General features: G+C 63.6%; 18 protein-coding genes. 10 read left to right on the top strand and 8 right to left on the bottom strand.

All coding sequences use genetic code 11. The features are described 5' to 3' along the window. Nucleotides 1-103 precede the first annotated feature (103 nt). Nucleotides 104-1477, top strand: coding sequence for a class II 3-deoxy-7-phosphoheptulonate synthase (locus MESOP_RS20395; protein ID WP_013895232.1), 1374 nt, complete (start codon nt 104-106; stop codon nt 1475-1477). Between the two features lie 128 nt (nt 1478-1605). Here the strand turns inward: MESOP_RS20395 and MESOP_RS20400 are convergent, their stop codons facing one another. Next, nucleotides 1606-2676: a GGDEF domain-containing protein gene (locus MESOP_RS20400; protein WP_013895233.1), complete on the bottom strand. Its 1071-nt coding sequence runs from the start codon at nt 2674-2676 to the stop codon at nt 1606-1608. 395 nt (nt 2677-3071) lie between these two features. Between MESOP_RS20400 and MESOP_RS20405 the strand changes: the two genes are divergently transcribed. Together MESOP_RS20405 and MESOP_RS20410 are read left to right on the top strand one after the other, a co-directional pair. Further along, nucleotides 3072-3488: a GFA family protein gene (locus MESOP_RS20405; protein ID WP_013895234.1), complete on the top strand. Its 417-nt coding sequence runs from the start codon at nt 3072-3074 to the stop codon at nt 3486-3488. A gap of 78 nt (nt 3489-3566) precedes the next feature. After that, nucleotides 3567-3926 (top strand): diacylglycerol kinase, encoded by a 360-nt coding sequence (locus tag MESOP_RS20410; RefSeq protein ID WP_013895235.1) that lies wholly within the window; start codon nt 3567-3569, stop codon nt 3924-3926. A gap of 20 nt (nt 3927-3946) precedes the next feature. On the opposite strand, the gene MESOP_RS20415 is transcribed toward MESOP_RS20410, so the two are convergent. Together MESOP_RS20415 and MESOP_RS20420 are read right to left on the bottom strand one after the other, a co-directional pair. Beyond that, entirely contained in the window at nt 3947-4534 is a 588-nt protein-coding gene (locus MESOP_RS20415; RefSeq protein ID WP_013895236.1) for a DedA family protein, read from the bottom strand. Then, nucleotides 4531-5091 carry a DUF1003 domain-containing protein gene (locus tag MESOP_RS20420; protein ID WP_013895237.1) on the bottom strand — a complete coding sequence of 187 codons (561 nt, stop codon included), beginning with the start codon at nt 5089-5091 and terminating at the stop codon, nt 4531-4533. The genes MESOP_RS20415 and MESOP_RS20420 overlap by 4 nt, the downstream gene beginning before the upstream one ends. A gap of 86 nt (nt 5092-5177) precedes the next feature. Here MESOP_RS20420 and MESOP_RS20425 point away from each other — a divergent pair, with 86 nt between their 5' ends. Beyond that, nucleotides 5178-5894: a DNA-3-methyladenine glycosylase I gene (locus MESOP_RS20425; RefSeq protein WP_013895238.1), complete on the top strand. Its 717-nt coding sequence runs from the start codon at nt 5178-5180 to the stop codon at nt 5892-5894. Nucleotides 5895-5969: 75 nt separating this feature from the next. Beyond that, nucleotides 5970-7646: an NAD+ synthase gene (locus MESOP_RS20430; RefSeq protein WP_013895239.1), complete on the top strand. Its 1677-nt coding sequence runs from the start codon at nt 5970-5972 to the stop codon at nt 7644-7646. 29 nt (nt 7647-7675) lie between these two features. Here MESOP_RS20430 and MESOP_RS20435 read toward each other — a convergent pair whose 3' ends face one another. Further along, the gene (locus tag MESOP_RS20435; protein ID WP_013895240.1) at nt 7676-8206 is read right to left on the bottom strand and encodes a dihydrofolate reductase family protein; all 531 of its coding nucleotides are present in this window, start codon (nt 8204-8206) and stop codon (nt 7676-7678) included. Nucleotides 8207-8681: 475 nt separating this feature from the next. Here MESOP_RS20435 and MESOP_RS20440 point away from each other — a divergent pair, with 475 nt between their 5' ends. The 3 genes from MESOP_RS20440 (at nt 8682) to gltX (ending at nt 12427) form a co-directional block, all read left to right on the top strand. Then, complete coding sequence (locus MESOP_RS20440) at nt 8682-10487, top strand: ABC transporter ATP-binding protein (protein ID WP_083833384.1); 1806 nt, start codon at nt 8682-8684, stop codon at nt 10485-10487. Between the two features lie 217 nt (nt 10488-10704). After that, nucleotides 10705-10863 carry a hypothetical protein gene (locus MESOP_RS35750; protein WP_167313527.1) on the top strand — a complete coding sequence of 53 codons (159 nt, stop codon included), beginning with the start codon at nt 10705-10707 and terminating at the stop codon, nt 10861-10863. Between the two features lie 190 nt (nt 10864-11053). Beyond that, nucleotides 11054-12427 (top strand): glutamate--tRNA ligase, encoded by a 1374-nt coding sequence (gene gltX / locus MESOP_RS20450; protein WP_013895243.1) that lies wholly within the window; start codon nt 11054-11056, stop codon nt 12425-12427. Here the strand turns inward: gltX and MESOP_RS20455 are convergent. From MESOP_RS20455 to MESOP_RS20465, 3 genes are all read right to left on the bottom strand, one after another. Then, a complete protein-coding gene (locus MESOP_RS20455; RefSeq protein WP_013895244.1) occupies nt 12345-13568 on the bottom strand; it encodes a DUF2865 domain-containing protein in 1224 nt (407 codons plus the stop codon). The two genes, gltX and MESOP_RS20455, sit on opposite strands and share 83 nt — an antisense overlap. Nucleotides 13569-13624: 56 nt before the next feature. Next, entirely contained in the window at nt 13625-15967 is a 2343-nt protein-coding gene (locus MESOP_RS20460) for an NADP-dependent malic enzyme (protein WP_013895245.1), read from the bottom strand. A 161-nt stretch (nt 15968-16128) separates the two neighbouring features. After that, the gene (locus tag MESOP_RS20465; RefSeq protein WP_013895246.1) at nt 16129-16908 is read right to left on the bottom strand and encodes an SDR family oxidoreductase; all 780 of its coding nucleotides are present in this window, start codon (nt 16906-16908) and stop codon (nt 16129-16131) included. Nucleotides 16909-17027: 119 nt separating this feature from the next. Between MESOP_RS20465 and MESOP_RS20470 the strand changes: the two genes are divergently transcribed. Further along, nucleotides 17028-17843: a UDP-2,3-diacylglucosamine diphosphatase gene (locus MESOP_RS20470; RefSeq protein ID WP_013895247.1), complete on the top strand. Its 816-nt coding sequence runs from the start codon at nt 17028-17030 to the stop codon at nt 17841-17843. 125 nt (nt 17844-17968) lie between these two features. Then, nucleotides 17969-19183: an MFS transporter gene (locus MESOP_RS20475; protein WP_013895248.1), complete on the top strand. Its 1215-nt coding sequence runs from the start codon at nt 17969-17971 to the stop codon at nt 19181-19183. On the opposite strand, the gene dgcA is transcribed toward MESOP_RS20475, so the two are convergent. Continuing rightward, nucleotides 19154-20137 (bottom strand): N-acetyl-D-Glu racemase DgcA, encoded by a 984-nt coding sequence (dgcA, locus tag MESOP_RS20480; RefSeq protein ID WP_013895249.1) that lies wholly within the window; start codon nt 20135-20137, stop codon nt 19154-19156. The genes MESOP_RS20475 and dgcA overlap by 30 nt on opposite strands. Between the last annotated feature and the right edge of the window lie 37 nt (nt 20138-20174).

Consider the following 20174-nt stretch of genomic DNA (forward strand, 5'->3'; position numbering starts at 1 on the left):
CGGTCTAGAATAGAAAATCGGCTTCGTGTATGGAGCCGCCACCCCTATAGGGGCTGGAAATGGCGGGCGAGGGTGCTTGCCGGAAAGAGCGTTGGGTGCAGCGATGACGAAATGGTCGCCGAATTCGTGGAGAGCAAAGCCGATCAAGCAGGTTCCTGCTTATCCGGATCTTGCTGCGCTGAAGAACACGGAGACCCAGCTCGCCACCTTTCCACCGCTGGTCTTTGCCGGCGAGGCGCGCAAGCTGAAGAAGCAGCTCGCGGCTGTCGCCGCCGGCGAGGCCTTCCTCCTCCAGGGCGGCGACTGCGCCGAGAGTTTCGCCGAGCATGGTGCGGACAATATCCGCGATTTTTTCCGGGTCTTCCTGCAAATGTCGGTGGTGCTGACCTTTGCCGGCGCGCAGCCGGTGGTGAAGGTTGGCCGTGTTGCCGGCCAGTTCGCCAAGCCGCGCTCGTCCGACAATGAGACCAAGGGCGAGGTGACGCTGCCGAGCTATCGCGGCGACATCATCAACGGCATCGAATTCGATCAGAAGTCGCGCATCCCCGATCCCGCCCGTCAGGAAATGGCGTACCGCCAGTCGGCGGCGACGCTGAACCTCCTGCGCGCTTTCGCACAGGGCGGCTATGCCAGCCTGGAGAACGTGCATCGCTGGATGCTCGGTTTCGTCTCTGACAGCCCGCAAGGCGAGAAGTACGAGTCGCTCGCCAACCGCATCACCGAGACGATGGACTTCATGAAGGCCGTCGGCATCACCTCGGAAACCAACTATGCGCTGCGCGAGACCGATTTCTACACCAGCCATGAGGCGCTGCTGCTCGGCTATGAGGAGGCGCTGACCCGTGTCGATTCGACCTCCGGCGACTGGTACGCCACGTCAGGCCACATGATCTGGATCGGCGACCGCACCCGCCAGCCCGACCATGCCCATGTCGAGTATTGCCGCGGCATCAAGAACCCGCTAGGCCTGAAATGCGGCCCGTCGCTGACGCCGGACGGCTTGCTGGAGCTGATCGACCTGCTCAATCCGGACAATGAGCCCGGCCGGCTGACGCTGATCGCGCGCTTCGGTTCCGACAAGGTCGCCGACCATCTGCCGAAGCTGGTGCGCGCGGTGCAGAAGGAAGGCCGCAGTGTCGTCTGGTCGTCGGACCCGATGCACGGCAACACCATCGAGGCCGCCGGCTACAAGACGCGGCCTTTCGACCGCATCCTGAAGGAGGTGCAGACCTTCTTCGAGGTGCACCGCGCCGAAGGCACGCATCCGGGCGGCATCCATGTCGAGATGACCGGCAAGAACGTCACCGAATGCACCGGTGGCGCACGCGCCATCACCGCCGAGGAACTGCAGGACCGCTACCACACGCATTGCGACCCGCGCCTCAATGCCGATCAGGCGATCGAACTGGCGTTCCTGGTGTCGGATCTCCTGAAGAAGAGCCATCCGGTGCGGCACAAGCAGGTTGTGAACGGCTGATTGCTGCCAGGCTGGACTGACGCAAAGAAAAGGCGCCTGGGAAATCCCGGCGCCTTATCTGTTTATGGTCGAATGCTTGCCGAGCCGACAGGGCGGGGATGGAAGGCTTCAGTCCTTCTTATGAAGGCTTAGTCCTTCTTGTAGAGCAGCCAGCTCTTGCCGGCGCGGCCGGCCATCGTCGAATGCCTGGTGACGCGGTTGCGCCCGCTGACCTTGGACCGGTAAAGCGCCCGGTCGGCCTTGGTATAGAGGTCTTCGGGGCCATCGGCCTCGGATGCCATGCAGATGCCCATGGAGACGGTGACGGTGCCGTAATTGGCGCCGGTCTGGCTGCTGGTGAACGGCGTCTGCTCGATCAGCGCACGGATGCGCTCCGAGATATCGTAGGTGGCGTCCTCGCTGGCGCCCTCGATGATCAGCGCGAACTCCTCGCCGCCGGTGCGGGCGACGAACATGTCGCCGCGAATGCTGGTCTGGAAAATCTCGGCGATGATCTGGATGATCTTGTCGCCGACCGGATGGCCGTAGCGATCGTTGATGTCCTTGAACCGATCGATATCGGCAAGGATCAGGGCATTGAACAGGATGCCCTTGTTGCTGTTGTAGATCCTGGTGATTTCCTTGTCGAAGGCGCGGCGGTTCCAGATATGGGTCAACGGGTCGGTGTCGGCCAGCCGCTTGTACTCCTCGAGCTTCGACTTGACGCTCTCGAGTTCGGCGGTCTTGTCACGGAGTGTCGATGCAATCTGCCTGCCATGATCAATCGTCGAACTGGTGGCGACCGACATGGCGCTGGCGATCTTCTGCAAGAGGTCCTGCGACAGCAAGCTGCGGCCGCTCAGACCGCTCGATGTCTCGTCGAGGATCCTGCCGTATTTCTCGATGTGGCTGCGCTCGCTCCGCAGGAGTGATGCGACTTCCTCGAGCTCCCTGGCGATGACGTCCCGCGCATGCTCAACGATGCCGGGGCCATGGTTGTGGGCAAAGAAGGTGCGCCCGATCTGATCCAGCTCATCCTGCGTCGGCCGGCTACTCAGCGACACGACGGCGAGACTGAGCTCCCGGTTGGTGCCGCTCAATGCCTCGTAGAAAATCTCGTAGTTGCGCGGCAGGCCGAGCACGCCAAGCTGGCGCATGGTCGTGACGACGGTGCTGGCGATATCGGTGTTTCTTTCGGTCTGGGTGGCTGCCGGCTGCATGTCTGATCCACTCTTCCCCTCGGATCCCGGCGAAGATTTGCGGGTCCACTTATCGCCGACATGGGGGAATGCTACCGACATTCCAGAACGAGACGCGAAGAGGCGCGTCCCCACCCGCAACCTTTGCACGACGTGACCATAAATGCGCTAGCGCTAAAGTTTCCTTAATTCGCATAAAATCCGCAGGTTTTCTCCGGCTGCGGCTGTAAAGGCTTCATCCTGCCACCAACAACAATGCCGGTTCGGCAGCCTGAGTTCGCAGGCCTGTTACGCTGTTGGAGAAACCAAATTTCGGATTTTCTGCACCAGAGCATGTCGCATTTTCTTGCGTGCGGGCGCCGCAAAGCTGGAATCCTGGCGGTGAGGACGATGCCGCGTTTTCGGAGGAGGTTGGAATGAGTGACAGTCACCAGGGATCTTGTCTGTGCGGAGCGGTCCGCTTCCGGACGCGCGGCGCGCTGCGCGGCGTTGTCTATTGTCACTGCTCGCAGTGCCGCAAGCAGAGCGGCCATTTCTACGCCGCGACCAATGTTGCCGACGCCGACATCGTGATCGAAGGTTCGGAAAGCATCACATGGTATGAGGCTTCCTCCTTCGCCAGGCGTGGCTTTTGCAAGGCATGCGGGTCGGTGCTTTTCTGGAAGCGGGGGGATCAAGACTACATTTCGGTCATGGCGGGATCGTTCGACAGGCCGACGGGCCTCAAGGGCGACTGTCATATCTTCGTTGGCGACAAGGGCGACTATTATTCGATCGACGATGGGCTGCCGCAGTTTGAGAAGTCGACGCCATCGATACCTGTCGCTGAATGAATTTTGGACGAGGCGCCTTATTCCATTGATCGGGCCATTGCTTTATCCCGTGCCGGTGATTCGGAGAGGGATTTGGGCATGCAGCGGCTGATCGACGCTTTTATCAATTCGGTGCGGGCGTTTCGCAAGCTGGCCGCCAACGAGAAGGCATTCCAACAGGAGTTGACGCTCCTTGCGCTCGCCTTGCCGGCAGGGTGGTTCGTTTCCGTCTCGTGGCGCGGTTACGCGTTGCTGATCGGCGCGGTTCTGCTGCTGATAATGGTCGAGGTCTTGAACACCGGCATCGAGGCGGCCTGCGACGCCTTCAGCCGCGAGTTCAATGTCGACATCCAACTGGCCAAGGATTGCGGTTCGCTGGCGGTTCTGATTTCGGTGGTCATCGTCGCCGGCGTCTGGGGCATTGCCCTCATCGAGCGGCTCACCGGCTTTCCCATCTGACCCATCTGACGTCCGCGACATCACTGCTCGCGGCCACGCTCCTGCTTGGCGATATGGTGGGCGACCAGCCAGGCAAGTACGGCCACGGCGAGGCCGATGCCAAGTCCGATGAACAGCCGCTCGTGGCGCATCAGCGCCTGGCCGATCAAATGCTCGGCCCCCAGTCCAAAGACATAGCCGATCGAGCTGAACAGCAGCGCCCAGATCATCGACGAGATGGCATTGAGGATGACGAAGCGCGGTGCGGCTATGGTCGAAAGGCCGGCCGCGATGCCGCCGACCAGGCGCATGCCGTAGACGTAGCGGTTCGACAGCACGAAGATGTTGGGGTGGGTGTTGAGCAGGCGGTAAGCGCGGCGGAAACCGGGCCGCTCGCGCAGCCTGACGACATGGCGATTGTCGGCGAAACTTCGGCCCAGGATGAAGAAGAAGGTGTCGCCGGCGAAGGCCCCGAGGGCTGCCGCGACAACGGCATGCCACAGCACGAAAACGTCCTGGTGGGCGAAGAAGCCGCCGAGGATGGCAGCACTTTCCCCTTCGGCAACGCAGCCGAGAAAGACGGCAAGCAGGCCATACTGTTCGATGAAATGATGGATCGCGTCGGTCATGAAGCCGACTGTTGCGACAGCCTCTCGTCGATCCGCTTGACGAGATCGGCCAGCCGCGCGATCTCTTCGCGCATGCCGAGGATCTGGCTGTGGCGCAGCTCATCCAGCTTTTCGTGCAGCGCCATGATCTCGATCTCGGCCTTCAGGTTGACCTCATAGTCATGGGCGGCATCGATGCGGTCGCGTTCGGTCTGGCGGTTCTGCGCCATCATGATCACCGGCGCCTGCAGGGCGGCGACCATCGACAGCACCAGGTTGAGGAAGATGAACGGGTAAGGGTCGAAAGCATCGCGAGACAGCAGCCAGACATTGCCGGCGGTCCACAGGGCCAGAAAAGCCAGGAAGGCCAGGATGAAGGACCAGGAGCCGCCGATGCGGGCGATCGTATCGGCAAGGCGGTCGCCGAAGGTCTGGTGGAAAGCCACCGCCTTGTTGGTGTCCCTGGAGATCGTGGTGCGCTCGAGCGCCGATTGCAGCACCCGGCTTTCCAACGGGCTGAGGCCGTCCGGCCGACGCTTGAGCCAGCGGTTCGCCAGTTCATCGATCGTCTTGTTCATGGCCATCTCCATCGTCGGTGGAGATAGACGTAGAGGCTGCCGGCCCTGACGGGAAGTGGTACATTCAGCCGGACAGCGAGGGACCGATGGCCGATTTCAAGAAAATTCGCCTGCGCGCGGCAAAACGCAAGGGCGGCGAGGCGGAGCTTGCATCACTGCTGGGGCCTGTGCCCGACAATGCAGCCGTGGCCGACATACCGGACGATCGCATCCTCTCGACCATGGCCGAGCGCGTTTTCGCGGCGGGTTTCGTCTGGCGCGTCATCGAGCAGAAGTGGCCGGGCTTCGAGGAAGCGTTCCTGCGTTTCGAGCCGAAGCGGCTGTTGTTCCAGCCTGACGATTTCTGGCACGAGCTGACCTCCGACCAGCGCATCGTGCGCAACCCGCAGAAGATCAGGTCCGTCCGGGAAAATGCGGCCTTCGTCGAACGCGTATCCAGGGAACATGGCGGCTTCGGCAATTTCCTCGCCGATTGGCCAGCCGATGATCAAGTCGGGCTGATGGCCTATCTCGGCAAGCACGGCAGCCGGCTCGGCGGCAACACCGGCCAGTATTTCCTGCGCTGGCTGGGCTGGGACGCTTTCGTCATTTCGGCCGATATGGCCGCAGCCCTTCGCGATGCCGGCCTCGACATCGCCGATAGTCCGACCTCGAAGCGGGACCTCGACAAGATCCAGGCACAGATCAATCAATGGGTGGCGGACACCGGCCTGCCGCGCCGGCACATTTCGCGCATCCTGGCGATGTCGATCGGCGAGAACCATTCGCCGCAGTCGTTGCGCGAGTATGTGGGCGACGATTGAACGCCAAAGCCTGGCCCGAATTGGTCCAAACGAACGCCATTGCGAGGCCAATTCCGCCGCGCTAAACCGGAAAGCATGACCAAGAAGCTCGACATACTGCGCATCGCGATCGCCCAGCTCAACCCGACCGTCGGCGATGTCGCCGGTAACCTTGCCAAGGCGCGCGAGGCGAGGGCGGATGCCGCGCGCCAGGGCGCCGACCTCGTGCTCTACACCGAACTTTTCCTCGCCGGTTATCCGCCGGAGGATCTGGTGCTGAAGCCGGCCTTCCTGAAAGCCTGTGAGAAGGCCGCGCAGGACTTTGCCGCCGACACCGCCGATGGCGGCCCCGGCGTCATCATCGGCACGCCGCTGAAGCGCAAGAGCGGCACCCACAATTCGATCGTCTTCGCCGATGGCGGCAAGATCATCGCCGAGCGCTACAAGCTCGACCTGCCGAATTACGGCGAGTTCGACGAAAAGCGCGTCTTCCAGGCCGGGCCGGAGATCCAGGGGCCGGTCAACTTCCGTGGCGTGCGGCTGGGCATTCCGATCTGCGAGGACATCTGGGGCGAAGTCGGCATCTGCGAGACGCTGGCTGAAAGCGGAGCGGAAATCCTGCTGGTGCCGAACGGCTCGCCCTACTACCGCGCCAAGATCGATGTCCGCCACCAGGTCGTCATCCGCCAGGTCATCGAATGCGGGCTGCCGATCATCTATGCCAACCAGCTCGGCGGCCAGGACGAACTGATCTTCGACGGCGCGTCGTTTGCCATCGGCGCCGACAAGACGCTCGCCTTCCAGATGAGCCAATTCGAGGACGCGGTCGACGTCACGACCTGGAAGCGCACGGACGACGGCTGGGCCTGCGCGGAAGGGCCGATGTCGAAGATTCCCGAACGGGAAGAGGCAGACTACCGCGCCTGCATGCTTGGCCTGCGCGACTACGTCAACAAGAACGGCTTCAAGAATGTCGTGCTTGGCCTGTCCGGCGGCATCGATTCGGCGATCTGCGCCGCCCTTGCCGTCGATGCGCTCGGCGAGGAGCGGTTACGCGCGGTGATGATGCCTTACCGCTATACGTCGAAGGATTCGCTGAAGGACGCCGAGGACTGCGCCCGCGCGCTCGGTTGCCGCTATGACATCGTGCCGATCTTCGAGCCGGTCGAGGGCTTCCTGCACGCGCTGACACAGCTTTTCGAGGGCACCAAGGAAGGCATCACCGAAGAAAACCTGCAGAGCCGCGCGCGCGGCACCATCCTGATGGCGATCTCCAACAAGTTCGGCTCGATGGTGGTGACGACAGGCAACAAGAGCGAGATGTCGGTCGGCTATGCCACGCTCTACGGCGACATGAATGGCGGCTTCAATCCGATCAAGGACCTATACAAGATGCAGGTCTACGCGCTGTCGCGCTGGCGCAACAGCCATGTGCCGCCAGGCGCGCTCGGGCCTTCCGGCGAGGTGATCCCGAAGAACATCATCGACAAGGCGCCGTCGGCGGAGTTGCGCGAGAACCAGACCGACCAGGATTCGCTGCCACCCTATCCGGTGCTGGACGACATCCTCGAATGCCTGGTCGAGAACGAGATGGGGGTCGACGACATCGTCGCGCGCGGCCATGACCGGGCGACGGTGACGCGCATCGAGCACCTGCTCTACATCGCCGAGTACAAGCGCCGGCAGGCGGCACCGGGTGTGAAGATCACCAGGAAGAATTTCGGCCGCGACCGCCGCTATCCCATCACCAACCGATTCCGGGATCGCGGCTAGTGGATCGATGCCGGATGAGTGTTGGCGGATCAGGCAGGAACGTAGGTCAACCTGATCACGTCATCGTCAATCAGATCGCTGGCCACAAAGCGAAGCGGCGGCCGAGGGCCGGCGAAGAACGGCTTGCCGTGACCAAGCACGACCGGGTGGAAGTAGAGTTGGTACTCGTCGATCAGACCAAGGTCGGTCACGCTTCGGGCAAGGTTGGGGCCAGACAGCGAAATCTCCCCAGCAAGATCAGCCTTCAGCCCACGGATCACCGCCTCGACGTCGTCCTGGACAAGTGTGGCATTGGGGCCGACTGACGTCAGCGAGCGCGACACGACCCATTTCGGTTGGTTTCGCCACGCCGCCGCGAACTCGTGTCCTTCCGCGCTCCACTCGGGACGGTCTTCGTCCCAATAACGCATGACCTCGTACATGCCGCGACCGTACACGCTGCCGGCAAGGTCGCGCACTTGCTCTGTCCAGTGACGGAAGAGCGTGGGGCGTGGGGGCATTGCCAGGTGGTCGACGTAGCCATCGAGGGACTGGTTCATCCTGAAAATGAGCTTGGCCATGCTGCAAGGTCTCCAACCCGGGCCTTCAGGATAATCCGAGCCACCGTTATGCAGAAGGGAGATCGGAGGCAAACCGTGTGCCGGCGAGCACGCGGCCAAGCGTCCACCAGCCGTTGTTGCAAAATAACCTCAGTAGCTGGACCAGATACACTTTCGGGCATGGGTCGGTCTTGGCGATGCGTCAGGCCGTCACTATAAGGACCATTCCGCGATTCATTTGCGGGAGGTCCGAATGGCAGTATTTCAAATGGTAATGCGAGGCCGCGAAGCTTAGGTCTCATCCGGCGCTCCGCGAGGGTCTGTCCCTCGTGCCGAAGCCGGATCGAGCTCAGGCTTATGCCGATGCCGGTCGCCGCCCTCCGGGGGGCCCGACGCCAATATGCCACTCCGCATCCCGGGCACCATCTGCCCTAGCGCGGCTTCTTCAATTTTCGACTTTACTGGGATCGGGCTCGTTTTGCGCCCGAATGACATCATGGCTCGTTTTAAGATCGATCTGCGCGCGAGCGCCTTTCGCAGCGTTCTTGGCTTCACGCTCACCCATTGGCGGCGCCAGCCGTGGCGGCTTTCGCTCATCATGGGCGGTTTTCTGCTGTCGACTCTGGCCGACGTGCTGACGCCGCTCTACTCCGGCCGGCTGGTCGACGCCGTCGCCAGCAGCGCCGGCGCGGATGCCATTGCCTGGAATGCCGCGATGACGGCGTTTTCCGTCCTGATGGCGCTCGCCCTGACCGGCGTCGTGCTGCGCAACCTGGCCTTCATGGGAATCGTCGAGCTGACGCTGAAGATGATGGCCGACATCGCCGCCGATGCCTTCCATCGCGTCCAGCGCTTTTCCACCGACTGGCACGCCAACTCCTTTGCCGGCTCGACGGTGCGCAAGGTGACGCGCGGCATGTGGGCGCTCGACCTGCTCAACGACACGATCCTGATCGCACTGCTGCCGTCGGTCGTCATGCTCGTCGGCTCGACGCTGCTGCTTGGCTGGTTCTGGCCGCTGATGGGTGCGGTCGTCGCGGCAGGCTCGGTGCTGTTCATCATGGTGACGGCGATGCTGTCGCTCGGCTATGTCGCGCCGGCGGCAAGGCTTGCCAACACCTGGGACACGCGCCTCGGCGGATCGCTGGCCGACGCGGTGAGCTGCAACGCCGTGGTCAAGGGTTTTGGCGCCGAGGAGCGCGAGGAGCACCGCCTCGCCAAGGTGGTTGCCAAATGGCGTGCGCGCACGCGGCGCACCTGGGTGCGCGGCACCATCAACGGCACCACGCAAGGGGCGCTGCTGCTTATCATGCGCGCCGCGGTGATCGGCCTGGCGCTGATGCTGTGGTCGTGGGGGCAGGCGAGCGCCGGCGACGTCGCCTTCGTGCTGACTTCGTTCTTCGTGCTGCAGGGTTATTTGCGCGATATCGGCACGCATATCCGCAATTTGCAGCGCTCGATCAACGACATGGAGGAACTGGTCGATTTCCAGTCCGAGCCGCTCGGCATCGAGGATCGGCCCGGCGCCAGGCCGATCCGGATCACGCAAGGGGCGATCGGCTTCGACAACGTCACCTTCCATTATGGCAGCCACCGGTCGCCGCTCTATCGTGACTTCTCGGTCGACATCGGACCGGGTGAACGTGTGGGGTTGGTCGGCCATTCGGGGTCGGGCAAGACGACTTTCGTCAAGCTGATCCAGCGGCTCTACGATGTGAACGCCGGAAAGATCCTGATCGACGGCCAGGATATCTCGCAGGTGGCACAGGCGTCGCTGCGCGGGCAGATCGCGATCGTCCAGCAGGAGCCGATCCTGTTCCACCGGTCGCTGGCCGAAAACATCGCATATGCCAGGCCAAGCGCGACGCAGGATGAGATCGAGCATGCCGCACGCCTGGCGAGCGCGCACGACTTCATCACCAGCTTGCCGAAGGGGTACGGCACGCTGGTGGGCGAGCGCGGCGTGAAACTGTCGGGCGGCGAGCGGCAACGCGTGGCCATCGCACGTGCCTTCCTCGCCGATGCCCGCATCCTGATCCTGGACGAGGCGACATCGAGCCTCGATTCGGAATCGGAGGTGCTGATCCAGCAGGCGATGGAACGGCTGATGGTCGGCCGCACCACGCTGGTCATCGCGCACCGGCTCTCGACGGTGCGGGCGCTCGACAGGCTGCTGGTCTTCGATCGCGGCAAGATCGTCGAGGAAGGCTCGCATGACGAGCTGATCCGGCTGAAGGGCGGCATCTACCGCCGCCTGTTCGAGCGCCAGGCGCTTGAACTGACCAAGGGCCTGGTCGTTTGACCAAAAGGGGCCTCCGGCTTCGGCTGGAGGTCCCTCTCAGGCATCGGTCAGCCGGAGCGACGTACGCGGCATCTTTTTGCGGCCCCGGTTTCGAGGCGTTTTGTTTATAACGCAGGCCGCGACATGTCGTTTCTACCGGGTCGCGGCACTCTTCCTGGCCAAGTTTCGCCGGCGGCGTCACCTCCGCGATCGCGCGATCGCAGAGACGGCCGAGTATATGAGGGAGATCTATCTCGACCCTGCCGGCCAGTCGGGTGCGATGGTCCGCTCTCGAATTGCGGAGGTCACGGAAGCGGTCCGCTCCGGCGACATCTTTATCGGTGGGCTGATGGGCGACCGCTGGACCCGGCTCGGTTCCGACGACTTCGGCCACTGATCGGCTTCGACGACACGTTCGCCGGCGCCGGCCCCGACAAGTTGACTTATCGCGGCAGGAAAAGGCGACCTATGTGCCGCTTGAGCGCACGCCACCCCGGTCTTTTCATTGCTTGCGCCATGTTCTATGTCTGCCGCACGGCGCGGGGGCGCATCTTGTCAATCACCAAGGCATCCGGTACGCCCCGCTCATGACAGTTACCGTTCGTTTCGCCCCGTCACCGACCGGCCGCATCCATATCGGCAATGCGCGCACCGCTCTGTTCAACTGGCTGTTTGCGCTCAACAACAAGGGCCGCTTCATCCAACGCTTCGACGACACCGACATCGCCCGCTCGAAGCAGGAATTCTCCGACGCCATCCTCTACGACCTGCATTGGCTGGGCATTTTCCCGGATGCCACCGAATATCAGTCGCGGCGCTTCGAGATCTATGACGCGGCGGTCGAGCGGCTGAAGGCGGCGGGCGTTCTCTATGCCTGCTACGAAACGCCGGAGGAACTCGATCTCAGGCGCAAGGTGCGCCGCACGCGCGGCCTGCCGCCGGTCTATGGCCGCGAGGCCTTGACGCTGACGCAGGAGCAGGTGGCCGAATACCAGGCCGACGGCCGACGGCCGCACTGGCGCTTCCTGTTGCCCAATTTCTCCGGCGATCCGCTGCAGCCGGAGCGTACCGAGATCCATTGGAACGACCTGGTGCGCGGTGAGGAAACGGTTGACCTGGCCTCTCTGTCAGACCCGGTCCTGGTGCGCGAGGACGGCACCTATCTCTACACGCTGCCTTCCGTCGTCGATGACATCGAGATGGGCATCAGCCATGTCATCCGCGGCGACGACCACGTTACCAACACGGGCGTCCAGATCGCCTTGTTCCGAGCATTGGGTGCTGAACCTCCGGTATTCGGCCACCACAATCTGTTGACCACCGTCTCGGGCGAGGGGCTGTCGAAGCGCACCGGCGCGCTCTCCATTGAAAGCCTGCGCGAGGATGGCATCGAGCCGATGGCGGTTGCTTCGCTCGCCGTGCTGGTCGGCACTTCGGAAAATGTCGCTGCCGCGCACGACCTCGGCGAACTCGCCGGCCACTTCGACCCGGCCGCGACGTCGAAATCATCGGCCAAGTTCGATCCGGACGAGCTTTTCGTGCTCAACCGCGTGCTGCTGCACCATATGCCGTTCGATGAAGCGCGCGACCGGCTGATGGTGCTTGGCATTTCAGGCGAGCAGGCCGAGCCGTTCTGGCTGGCGGTGCGCGGCAATCTCGACCGGCTGGCGGATGCCGTGGCCTGGTGGCGGATCCTGCGCGAGGGGCCGCAAGAGAAACCCGAATTTTCCACGGACGACCGCGATTTCCTTCACCAGGCATTCGATGTCCTGCCTGAAGATCCCTGGAGCGGGACGGTCTGGAAGGATTGGACGGGCAAGATCAGGGAAGCGACCGGGCGCAAGGGCAAGGCATTGTTCATGCCGCTGAGGCTTGCCCTTACCGGGCTGCCTTCGGGGCCGGAGCTTGCAGATCTATTGCCGCTGATGGGTCGGGAAGGAACGCTGGCCCGACGACCCTGATCTTGCGCTGCTCCGGCGGCAAGGCGGACACGGGCGACGTCACCGGCTTGGCGGACAGACGCTTGATGGCTTCGCGGTCGAGCCCGCCCTCCATATTCGCCAGGGTCTCCGGATCCGCGCCCGGATCGGGCTTGGAAGGCGGAACCGGGATGAACGGTGCCGCCTCGGTCTCGGGTTGGGATTGCTGAGGGGCGGGCGGGTTGCCGCCGATGATCTGGAAATTCTGCGCGGCATTGCAACCGCATGCCGGCGGCCGCGCCACGTTGGACTGCTTGTAGAGATAGGCGGTCGGCAATTCGCTGTAGGGCCTGCCGGTGACCGATGACGTCATCGACGCCGAATCGTCGTCCATGCCGCGCGAATAGAAAACCTGCATCTCGGTGCCGGGGCAGCTCGATTCGCAATTCTTCTGGTCGCGCTCGAAGTCGCTGGTCGAGGCGGCGTTCGACATGGGGAAGAAATAGCCGTCGCAGGTGCGCACGCAGGTGGTGTGGAATTCACCGCCGGTGCCCGGAAAGTCCGGAATGTCGGGCCGGTTCAGGACGCGGCTTACACCGCGCTCCTCGTCTGCATCGCCAGGCTGGTTCCTCGTATCGTCAAGCTGGTCCGATCTGCCGCCCTGCCGGTTGTCGCCGCCGAAAAGCTGCTCGAACAGGTTTGCGTTGCCGTCTTCACGGCTTGCTTCCCGCAAGGGTTCCCGGCGCGGCGCAACCGGGTCGTCGCGGCAGCCATTGGCGTCGAGCGCGGCCAGGATGCGGCCACGGTCGCGGCGCGATCCGCCGCCGCCGGCGAGCTGTGCTCGCTTGGCCTGCAGGCTGTCGAGATTGGCGTTCATGCGGTCGATGGTGGCGTTGAGGCCGGCGCATTGGTTGACGTTGCGGGAAAACAGCGAAAACCCGCACCCGGCGCCGTTCGCCTGGCCGCGAGCTTTTGAAATCTGCTCACGCTGCCGTTCGATCGCGGCGTCGTATTTGCGGATCATTGCCGGACCGCCGCCACCGCCGCGCGAGGCAGCGGCAAGATCGGCTTCCAACTGGCGGCAAACCCGAGAGGCAGCCTGCGGCTCGGTGATTGTGGCGCCGGACAGCAAAAGGCCAAGCAGCACGGCAGCATGCGCCTGCTTCAACCCTCCGACTGTCATCCGTCCAACTCCGCCTGATCGTCCGCAAGGCTATCGTATTCGCGGTTAACCGCAATTTACTGCGAAAGCTGCGTTCCGCCCAGATCGACGATCGCCTGTGCCTTGTGCGCGGCTTCGACGACGGCCAGCGCGGTCATGTTGACCACGCCACGCGACGTGACCGAAGGCGTCAGGATATGCGCCGGCTTGTCGGTGCCGAGCAGGATCGGCCCGACATGCAGCGCATCCATCATGGCACGCAGCGCCGTCAGCGTGATGTTGGCCGAATCGAGGTTCGGGAAGACCAGGAGATTGGCTTCGCCCTTCAGCCGCGAATGCGGATAGACGCGCTGGCGCAGATGCTCCGACAAAGCGGAATCGGCATGCATTTCGCCGTCGCACTGCAATTCCGGCGCGATGCGCGCCAGGATCGCCGCTGCCTGCCGCATCTTGAGCGCGCTCGGCGAATCGCGCGAGCCGAAATCCGAATGCGACAGCAGTGCCGCCTTCGGCTCGATGCCGAAGCGCTGGATTTCCTCGGCCGCCAGCACGGTCATCTCGGCGATCTCCTCGGCGGTCGGGTCGACGGAGACGTGGGTGTCGGTGAGGAAGATGATGCCGCGCTGCGAGATCAGCATCGACAGCGTCGATAAATCGTAATCCTTGATGCCGGCGCGCGGCCCGATGATCAGCGTCACGTTGCGCAGATGCCGCTCGAAGCGGCCTTCGAGGCCGCAGACCATGGCGTCGGCGTCGCCGCGCTTCAGCGCCAGAGCGGCGATCACCGTATTGTCGGTGCGCACCATGGTGCGCGCGGCCTCCGTCGTCACGCCGCGCCGGCCGGCGAGCTCGATCAGGAGGTCGACATAGTGGCGATAACGCGGATCGTCTTCCGGGTTGATCAGTCCGAAATCGACACCCGGTTTGATGCGCAGGCCGTAGCGCTTCAGCCTGACTTCGATGACATGCGGACGGCCGATCAGGATCGGTTCGGCTATGCCTTCCTCGAGCACCACCTGGGCGGCGCGCAGCACGCGCTCATCCTCGCCGTCGGCGTAGATGACGCGCTTGGCGCTCGAGGCCTTGGCGGACGAGAACACCGGCTTCATCACCAGGCCGGAGCGGAAGACGAACCGGTTGAGCTTGTCGATATAGGCGGCGAAATCGGTGATCGGCCGTGTCGCGACGCCGGTGTCGCAGGCCGCCTTGGCGACCGCCGGCGCGATGCGCAGGATGAGCCTGGGATCGAAGGGCGAGGGGATCAGGAACTCGGGTCCGAAGATCGGCGTCTCGCCGGAATAGGCGCGCGCGGCGACGTCCGAAGGCTCTTCGCGGGCAAGGGCCGCGATGGCGCGGACCGCCGCCATCTTCATCTCCTCGTTGATGGCGCTGGCGCCGCAGTCCAGCGCACCACGGAAGATGTAGGGGAAGCAGAGAACGTTGTTGACCTGGTTGGGAAAATCGGAGCGGCCCGTGCAGATCATGGCATCGGGACGCGCCGCGCGCGCCACTTCCGGCATGATCTCCGGATTGGGATTGGCCAGCGCCAGGATCAGCGGCTTCGGCGCCATGTGCTGGAGCAGTTCCGGCTTCAGCACACCGGCGGCCGAAAGGCCGAGGAAGACGTCGGCGCCCGCAATAACGTCGGCCAGCGTGCGCGCCTCGGTATCCTTCACATAGGGGTCCTTCCAGCGGTCCATCTCGTCGGTGCGGCCCTTGTAGGCGACGCCGAAACGGTCGGTGACCCAAATATTTTCGACGCGCACGCCGAGCGAGACCAGGAGGTTGAGGCAGGCGAGGGCCGCGGCACCGGCGCCGGAGGTGACGACCTTGATGTCCGAAATGGTCTTGCCGGCGAATTCCAGCCCGTTGAGCACGGCGGCGGCGACGATGATGGCCGTGCCGTGCTGGTCGTCGTGGAACACCGGTATCTTCATGCGCGCCTTGAGCCGTTCCTCAACCTCGAAACACTCCGGCGCCTTGATATCCTCGAGGTTGATGCCGCCGAAGGTCGGCTCCAGGGCGGCGACCGTTTCGACCATGCGCTCGATTTCGGGCGCGTCGATCTCGATGTCGAAGACGTCGATGCCGGCGAATTTCTTGAACAGGACCGCCTTGCCCTCCATGACCGGCTTGGACGCCAGCGGGCCGATATTGCCGAGGCCGAGCACGGCCGAGCCGTTGGAGACGACGCCGACCAGGTTGGCGCGCGCCGTATAGTCGGCGGCGGTCGCCGGATCGTCGCGGATCTCCAGGCAAGGGGCCGCCACGCCAGGCGAATAGGCGAGCGCCAGGTCGCGCTGGTTGCCGAGCGGCTTGGTCGCCTGGATTTCGAGCTTTCCAGGCGTCGGGTGCTTGTGGAAGTAGAGGGCGGCTTCGTCGAGGTCCGAACGTGCCGTTTTCTTGCTCTCGCCAGTCATTCCGGCCCTCCCTGCGCTCTGCCTGCGACCCTTCTTAGCATGCGGCCGCGGTTTTTCGAGACGCCAAATGACGCAATCGCGGATCACATTGGCGAGACAGGAATAGCTGATTTATTTCAGCCGCTTGGACAGGGTTTCTTCCGCGTTGCGATTGTCGGGGCTCAGAACGCGCTGACGTAGAGGCCGCCATCCACCGGAATGTTCTGCCCGGTCAGGTAGCCGGCATGAACGGAGCACAGGAAGGCGCAGATCTGGCCGAATTCCTCGGGCGTGCCGAGCCGCTTGGCCGGCACGTCGGCGCTGATGCGGGTCTTGCGCGCCGCCGCCGCCGCGGGCTCCTCGACGGTGCCTGCCTCATGCGGGCCGCGCAGCCGGTCGGTGTCGAGCTTGCCTGGCAGCAGGCTGTTGATGGTGACGTTGCGGTCGATCACCGTGCGCGCCACGCCGGCGAGGAACGAGGTCAGGCCGGCGCGCGCCCCCGACGACAGGTCGAGGCCGGGGATCGGCACGTAGACCGACAGCGAGGTGATGTTGACGATGCGGCCGAAGCCACGTTTGGCCATGCCGTCGATGACGGCCTGCACCAGCTCGATCGGTGTGACCATGTTCTGGGTGACGCCTTCGAGGATCTTGCCGCGATCGAGTTCGCGGAAATCGCGCAATGGCGGGCCGCCATTGTTGTTGACGAGAATGTCGGGCTCAGGGCAGGCGGCAAGCAGTGCCTTCTGCACTTCGGGTTTCGAGACATCACCGACGACTTCCGTGACCGTCACGCCGTAGCGCTCGCGCAGCTCCGCGGCGGTCCTCGCCACCAGTTCGGCGTTTCGTCCGTTAACGACGATGTCGCAGCCGGCCTCGGCCAGTGCCATGGCGCAGCCTTTTCCAAGTCCCTTGCTCGAAGCGCAGACGATGGCTTTCTTGCCGCGAATACCGAGATCCATGACGATTTCTCCTGTGATTTGGCCGGCAGGCTAGCTCTTGGGCTGGCCCAATCGCAACTGTCATACGGTTGTTGCATGAATCGGGGCATAGGCTGCGCGAAAGCAACGGTGAAAACGCGATGTCCGGCCAAGAGCCCCGCACCTTCCGCAGCATGTTCATTTCCGATGTCCATCTCGGCTCGAAGGCTGCCAAGGCGGAATTCCTGATCGATTTCCTTCGCTATCACGACGCCGACATCATCTATCTGGTCGGTGACATCGTCGACGGCTGGCGGCTGCGGCGGAGCTGGCACTGGCCGCAAAGCCACAACGACGTCGTGCAGAAATTGCTGCGCAAGGCGCGCAAGGGCGCCTCGATTACCTATATCGCCGGCAATCACGATGAGTTTGCCCGCCAGTTCCAGGGCGTGCATTTCGGCGGCATCGTCGTTGCCGACCGCGCCATCCATGAGACCGCCGACGGCAGGCGCCTGCTGGTCATCCATGGCGACCAGTTCGACACCGTCGTCCACAACCAGCGCTGGCTCGCCTATCTCGGCGACCATGCCTACGACGCGGCCATGCAGGTCAACCGTGTCATCACGCGTCTGCGCCAGCTGCTCGGCCTGCCTTACTGGTCGTTCTCGTCCTGGGCCAAGGTCAAGGTCAAGAAAGCGGTAAACTTCATCGGTTCGTTCCAGACCGTGCTCAGCGAGGAAGCGCGGCGTTCGCATGTCGACGGCGTCATCTGCGGCCACATCCACCACGCCGCGATCGAGAACTATGGCGATGTGCAGTACATCAACACCGGCGACTGGGTGGAGAGCTGCACGGCGGTGGTCGAACATTTCGACGGCCGCATGGAAATCCTGACCTGGGCGCATGTCCTGCCTGAAGCGCCGGACGAGCCTTTCATCCCGATGCTCATCGAAGATCGGGTCGGGCAGGCGGCCTGACACGGAATTCACGGAGGCTTTCAGCGTTAATCGGTTAGTCCAGCCGGTTTCGCCTGGTTTTCCGCCATGTTAAGGGATCGATCTACATCGCCAGCCGGCCGAGCGCGGCGTAATTGGATCGATTCATGTCCCTGCCGCCGCTTTCGCCAGAACAACTCGTCAAGCCGCGCCATTTCGAGCTGCGCATGAGCCTGATCTTCGCGACATTGTTCGTGTCGCAAGGCACCCATCTGCCCTATTTTCCGCTCTGGCTGCAGGCGAAAGGTTTTGGCGCCGAACAAATCGCCGTCATCCTTGCCGCGCCGATGTTCCTGCGCGTCCTGACGACGCCCATGCTGACGGCACTTGCCGACCGGGCGAAGGACCGCGCCGACGTCTACATCGTGCTGGTCGCGGCAACGATGGTCATTTCGGCAGGCTATTTCCTGCCGGCGACCTACGCGATCGTGCTGGCCGTATCGCTGATTCTGACGGTCGTCTGGACACCGCATTCGCCAATGGCCGATTCGCTTGCGTTGTCCGGGGTGCGCCGCTTCGGCTCGAACTACACCGCCATGCGCAAATGGGGCTCGATCTCCTATCTTTGCGCCAATGTCGTGGGCGGCTTCATCCTGGCGGCGGCCGGAGCCAAAGCCGTACCGGTGATCATTTTCGGGGCGCTCGCAGCAGCGCTTGCCGCAGCCTTGTTTGCGCCGCGCATGGGGCGGCCGCGCAAGGCTTCGCCGTTGTCGGCCACTGAAATCCAGCACGCGGCGCCGAGCCTGTTCAATGCCTATTTCCTCTATTTCACCTTTGGCGTCGGCATCATCACCGCCAGCCACGCCTTCCTCTACGGCTTTGTTTCCATCTACTGGAAATCGATCGGCATCAGCGATTCCGTCGTTGGCCTGCTTTGGGCCTGGGGCGTGGTGTCCGAAGTCTGCATGTTTTTGTTTTTCAATCGCATTTTCGCCTCCGTATCCGTAGTCAAGGTGATGGTGATCGCCGGCATCGGGTCGATCGTGCGCTGGATCGTCTTTCCGCTGGTATGGCCGCTTGGTCTTGGGGTCGCCGGCTTCTTCGCCGTGCAGTCGCTGCATTCGGTGTCCGTCGCAATGGTGCTGATCGGGCTGCAGAAAATGATCGGCGAGACCGTCTCCGAAGAGCGCACCGGTGCCGCGCAAGGCATCGCCTATTTCTTCAACGGCTTCTTCATGGCGGCCGTCACGCTTGCGTCCGGTCCGCTCTATGACCGTCTCGGCGTCGATGGTTTCCTGGCGATGATTCCGATCGCGATCGTCGGCCTTGTGCTGATCGGGCTTGCGGCGCGCTCAGCCCCAAAGCACCCGGTCCGGGGGTGAGACGAGCGAACCCCGGTAGGCAAGGCCCGGCTCGCGGTCGCGCGCAAGCAGCAGCGGACCATCGAGGTCGACGAAATCGGCGTCCTGGGCGAGCAACACCGCCGGCGCCATCGCCAGCGACGTGCCGACCATGCAGCCGACCATGACGCCGAAACCGAGTTCCCGGGCGCGGTCGCGCAGGACGAGCGCCGCCGTCAGCCCGCCGGACTTGTCGAGCTTGATGTTGACGGCGTCGTAGAGGCCGACAAGCAAATCCAGGTTTTTCGCCTCGTGTACGCTTTCATCGGCGCAGATCGGCACCGGATGCGCGATGTGGCGCAGGATGCCGTCGTGGCCGGCCGGCAGCGGCTGTTCGATCAGCGCGATGTCTTGTTCCGCAGCAAAGGCGAGGTTGGCGACGATGTTGTCGTCGGTCCAGCCCTCATTGGCATCGAGGATGATTCGGCTCTCGGGCGCGGCCTGCCTTACCGCCTGGATCCGGGCGATGTCGTTGTCGCCGCCGATCTTGACCTTCAGCAGCGGCCGGCTGGCATTGGCGCTGGCCTGTGCCGCCATCGCCGAGGGTTCGCCGAGCGACAGCGTGTAGGCGGTTTCCAGCGGTCGCAGCGGGGCCGGCCAGATTGCGTTCGCCGCCGGAATGCCGCTGATCTTGGCTTCGAGGTCCCACAGGGCGCAGTCGATGGCGTTGCGGGCCGCGCCAGCCGGCATCGCATCGAGCAGGGCGATCCGGTCGATGCCGCCGGCGATCCGCCCGCGCATGGCCTCTATCGCCGCGTGCACGCCGTCCATGGTCTCGCCATAGCGCTTGTAGGGAACGCATTCGCCGCGCCCGACATGACCATCCTGGCTGATCGTGCAGGTGATGACCTCGGCCTCGGTCTTGGAGCCGCGCGAAATGGTGAAGGTGCCGGCGATCGGAAAACGCTCGGCCTCGACCGAAATGACACGCGCCATATTTTTCTGCTCCGGCTGTGCGAGAAGGGTTGTCGGC

Origin of the sequence: Mesorhizobium opportunistum WSM2075 (genome assembly GCF_000176035.2) — a bacterium.
Lineage (GTDB): Bacteria > Pseudomonadota > Alphaproteobacteria > Rhizobiales > Rhizobiaceae > Mesorhizobium > Mesorhizobium opportunistum.